We start from the raw sequence: 5,132 nt of genomic DNA, 5'->3' as shown, positions 1-5,132 counted from the left end.
AGATAAGTTTTGGATAGAACCACCGGTAGAACTTCCCCCTTTACATGATAGAAAAACCCCTTTTGAAATTATTTCAGTCAAGAAATGAACGTATAAAGGTAAAAAAAGCATTTGTTATATAATCAAATACAGTAAAAACAACATCCTCAAGAAACGAAGGTGTTGTTTTTGTAGTTATTCAATGTATAGTGCATGATAAAAACTATCTATAACTTTATAATCATTACTAACAAAAAGATTAACCTATAATAAACTCATAATAGATTCGAGAATTACTTCACCTACATCAAAAATTACATGAATCATCGGATTACCTCCCTTTAAATTATTCCGGTATAATTATTTTTGCATAGAAAAGCAATTTTGCACAGCACTCAATTGTCTGTTAACAAAAGACATTTTACTTCTGATGCAAGCTTTTCTATCCAATAAACACAGCTCGTAACCGAACGTTTTTTTGAAATTTACAACAGAAGTCATATATATCATGTTTGCTTTGTGGATATACACCCCTGTTTTTTCGTATGCGTATACCGTTGACGAGTCATTGCAAATAAACAAGTATCACGCAGTCCACTACCATCTACAGACATGGTATTTTTTTCTAATATGCCTTCTAGTCGAAATCCTAGTTTTGGTGGGATAACGCAACTTTTTCGATTGGTTGATTCACAGTGAATTTCTACACGATTTGCTTGTAACGTATGGAAAGTAAAGTCTAAAATGCCTTCTATCCCCTCTGTCATATATCCGTTTCTGCTCCAACGCGAATCAATCCAATATCCCAAGTTAAATTTTAATACATTCCACTTAATTTCATGTAAGCTAGCAAACGCCACAAATGCTCCTGTTTGCTTGTGAAACAGCAAAAACACGAGTTCTTTTCGCTGTAAAAAATCCACATGATATTGTCTGATAATAGTTTCGATATCTGCTTCTGTGTGTCTGCGTTGGGCGAAAGCAACCCAGGGTTGAAGCTCAGTAAGAGACGATTGTATAGCATCATACACGACTTTCCCATCTTGAGGATATGGCATACGAATGAACAGTCTCTCTGTTGAAAAAGAATCGGGGAAATCGACTAATAGAGGATTCATAAAAAAACTCCTTTTTGTTCTTGTGCTATGTTACTAAATTCCCCTGCATTGCAGCGCTTACTAACGCACTACAATGCAGGGGGAATTTCATATTTAGTAGTACAAGTAGCATATATCCTAATCTATAAGTACATGTAAAATAATTATTTTGTCTATTCTTCTCATATGACAAGAAATAAGTTGATTGTTTTAAGGAATATGCCCTTCTATCTGTTCATAATAACCAAAATCTATACATGTTCTGGCACAAGAGAAATTATTATTCTTACATAAAAAAGTACTTATGCCCAGAATAAAAGGGTCTCTTGGTAGTAGACTTTTTATTCGTTTAGAAACTGTTGGAAAATAAATAGTCACACCCCTTTTTCATATAGGGATGTGACTGTATTACAATGGTTTATTTACCACCACTATTCGCTTTCGACATAGCACTATATAACCCAGAAGCAGCTTTCGTTCCGAGTGATCCATCAACGGCTCCTGTGGCAAGACCATACCCATCACCTACAGCATTGACTGCTTGATGGACTGCGATTCCCTTCAGGTCCTCTACTCCCGGCCCTCTTAGTGCGGCTTCGACTGTTCCTGCAACCTGATCCTTTACCGCGTCTGCTGCTCTTCCCAAAGCACCAACAACATTCGTTACCCCATTGACAATATCACCTAAGAATAATTGTTGTCCTTGTACTTGTTGTATGCCCATTTGAGAAGCATTATCTTCTACTTTTATCGGTGCAGCAAATGCACTTGTAGAACCAATTGTCATCATTGTTGCCGCAATTGCTACACTGGCTGTGGCTGCTAATACTTTTTTCTTCATACGAAATACCTCCTTATTTTTTGGATAACTCATCTGCACCTAGAATACTAACACACCTTATGTAACCATATATACGAGAAAAATTTTCCTGTAAATCTCTGTCACAAAGGATTTTGTTGCAAATAAATGATAATGAGATAAAAAATAAGGATTTCGATGGAACTTTCGTTCGTCTAGAGAATTACCGTAGACTGTGGAAGAACTGGGAACAAACACCTGAAAAATAGTAGGAATTACGTATGAAAAGGTTTGATAATCCCCTAAGTTGCATACATATCCTAGGGGATCGTTTGTCAATCATTGAAGTTTATTTTTATCTGATTCATCTTTTGTAGCACTCTCTTTTTTTTCAAAATCGATCTTACATTCTGTGGAATCGTTGCATCCATTACTAGGAATAATAATTCTTCGATCAGCAATAAATTTATATAATTTTTGACCAAATCCAAACCATACAGACACGTATAAAGCAGGAAGAATACACCACATTGGAATGACTCTTTTTGAAATTTGGATAAAAGAATAAATGCCTATCTTAACATCTTCCGCATCTTTTTTCCTACTGTGAATCATTTCTTCTAGTTTTTCTATAGATAATTTATTTTCTTGAATAATACCTTTGTCCCGAAAAGAGACAAAATCAATCAAGTTTAGATAATCCATTTTATGAATTTTCTTTGTTGTTTTAGTACAGAATGGACACCAGCCATCATAGAAAACCATAATTTGTTGTTTTCGCATTTTTTCTGCGAATGTACGTCGAAGGATGCGATAATCATCATCTGAGATAATCATCAAATCAGCAATAATCATGATTGCAGAAAAAGAAACCAAGCCCATTCCGATTCCGATACCTAGGTGAAAGAGAGCAATAGAAAATACGGATATATATTTTGTAATTCTATTGAACAACATAAAGGGAAAAGATACTTTTACAATAATGGTCAAGTAAGTAAGGATGGTTAATAGCAGTGGAGAATCATATAATATATTTTTGAGAACAGGGAATGTAAATTGATCGACTTGCATAATATAATACAATGCAGTCCCGTGAGTCCATAAGTTCCCCATCGCCTGATACATCCCCGCTGTAAAGTATAAAATACAAATTTGGATGATACATGCTAGTGCAGCAAAGTTATGGAGTAACGTAGAAATTCGGTAGGTACCATCTTGTACCCCTGTTCGATGTTTCTCCCAAAATTTCTTTGAGTCAAATGAAAAGTAAGCTGTATTCTTTGTAAACATCATATATACTAACAATACTCGTAGGAGATTGTCTCCCCCATCCCCTAATAACCAATTCCTCTGTAAAATAGAATAGGTGAAAATAAAAAACAGTATAGAGGTAATCCTTCCCTTGTAACCAATAATATATAAAATTGTTACAATAATCCCTAGATGAAACAAAATGTCAAAGGCGATAGTATTAGAGGCAAATTGAAAAATTGTTAGATATCCAGAGCGATATATGTCTGCATCCAATACTCCTCCAGGAAACCATAAAAAGTGTCTTATGCGGTAATGAATGCAGTAAAAAAATAAGATAACAAATCCAAAACCAATTCTAGCTAAACTTGTTCCCACTAAAAATCTTTCTTTGTAAGTAAACTCCAGCCATTTTGCCCACAATGTATGCGTTGATAATTTCATTTTAACTCTAATCCTCCATTTTTTATCACGTCGTTTTCGATAAAGTATAAGCGGTCAAAACTCCCAAAATCCTCCTTTAAAGGGATTCGGGACACCGATTAAAACTGGCAAAACTTACTGTTTTCACTGTAGGTATTTACCTTAAAAGAATAGGCGTAAACTTTCTCCACTCAAATTCTTGATAAGTACGTTTTTTCTCAGGATGCTTTTCTTTTTTTAGTCCGTCAGATAAAGGTAGCGGTTTTACAGTAACAATGCGCAAACGGAGAGAATCTACCTTCTGACTTGAAAAATATTGTTCAGCACTAGCGAAAGCAAATCGATATAAAATTGCCTTCATGGATTCTTCATTTTTCACCTTTTTTTTCTCGATTTGTTGTAATAATGCTTGTTGTTCTTTCGACATATGTTCTCTATCTAGACTTGTAAGAAAGTTTAACTCGCTTTCTCGTAAAGGGTTCCTCATTTCAGAGGCCGCTGTAAACGGTATTCGTGCTACTCGATTAATGGGACTGAAGTAATTTTGATAATTTTTTTGTAACAGAGGCGTTGTAATATCTAGCCAATCGCTAGGTGTTGGAGAGTCCTTTACTTTTACTTGCATATGGACAATTATATTTTCTGTAAGCGGATTGGGTGAGAATAAGTGCCAGTTTTGAGTGAACAATGGGGTTGTGTAAGAATTAAGAGTTGCGTCTAATCTGTCTGATACAAGATTTTCCGGCATAACATGAAGCATAATAAAGGAAAAATGAGTAGCTAACAATGTTGTTAGTAAGAGTGGGAGTCCTTGAATTACGCTTTTTTTAAGTTTGGACAATACCATATTTATTCGCTCCTTTCGTTCTAATATGATGTCTATGTACCCATTTTTTATTCCATCTTTATTTTTTATTGTTGAATCTGGGTGTATATCCCGCTTTTGAGCTGTAGGAAAATTAGAATGATACAAATGATATATAGAATACTTACCGAAAAAGCATTTCAACAAGATAATAGCCCGGATGCCCTTAGCTACTACGGTTGTTTTCCTTTCAGATATCGCGATGTATTTAAACCTTTGAGCGAATGTCCGCTGGGTTCACCATGTATCTCGCGTTTTAGTTTTTCTGAATCAGCTGAAACTGTTTTGTAGATACAACTGTATTCATATATTTTTTCTCTCATTTGCTAAGAGGTATATTTTGTAGTAAGAATCCTGTCAGTACTCCTATATCGATTGTAAAATGCGGAGACTTCTCGTAGTCTTCATTGGTCTAAAAAACCAAATTAAGTTTAAATGATGGGCATATCAACCAAATAAACATGTACCAACCCAAAACAGAGCCTTCAGAATAACTCATAAACATTTTTGTTTATATAATTAATGGTAAACTTAGCGTGAATTCTAAAACCTGTTTACAGGGCTGTAAGGAGCTTTTAAATAACTTCATCTAAATTCCTTATCATAAAAGTTTCATCATTGCTATTTTTAAAAGGTGGGCTTACTTTCAAAAACTTTGCAATAGAAATTTTCCCAAAATTCATTTCCATATTTTCAGTATAAAATAAGAGGATTTTAT

Annotated in this window: 4 protein-coding genes; all 4 read right to left on the bottom strand. The window is 34.6% G+C overall.

Going from position 1 to position 5,132, the window contains the following annotated elements; translation table 11 throughout:
- Positions 1 to 485: 485 nt before the first annotated feature.
- Positions 486 to 1,097, bottom strand: coding sequence for a GNAT family N-acetyltransferase (locus tag ACQRBL_RS31890; RefSeq protein ID WP_427736366.1), 612 nt, complete (start codon positions 1,095 to 1,097; stop codon positions 486 to 488).
- Between the two features lie 397 nt (positions 1,098 to 1,494).
- Entirely contained in the window at positions 1,495 to 1,917 is a 423-nt protein-coding gene (locus ACQRBL_RS31885; protein WP_411996789.1) for a hypothetical protein, read from the bottom strand.
- 297 nt (positions 1,918 to 2,214) lie between these two features.
- Positions 2,215 to 3,570 (bottom strand): DCC1-like thiol-disulfide oxidoreductase family protein, encoded by a 1,356-nt coding sequence (locus tag ACQRBL_RS31880; protein WP_023524060.1) that lies wholly within the window; start codon positions 3,568 to 3,570, stop codon positions 2,215 to 2,217.
- 136 nt (positions 3,571 to 3,706) lie between these two features.
- Positions 3,707 to 4,396 carry a DUF5819 family protein gene (locus tag ACQRBL_RS31875; RefSeq protein WP_098856391.1) on the bottom strand — a complete coding sequence of 230 codons (690 nt, stop codon included), beginning with the start codon at positions 4,394 to 4,396 and terminating at the stop codon, positions 3,707 to 3,709.
- Between the last annotated feature and the right edge of the window lie 736 nt (positions 4,397 to 5,132).

It is taken from the genome of Bacillus sp. AF62, from assembly GCF_050312695.1.
GTDB lineage: Bacteria > Bacillota > Bacilli > Bacillales > Bacillaceae_G > Bacillus_A > Bacillus_A cereus.
The sequence above is the reverse complement of the archived record's forward strand: the minus strand, read 5'-3'. Positions and strand labels throughout refer to the sequence as shown.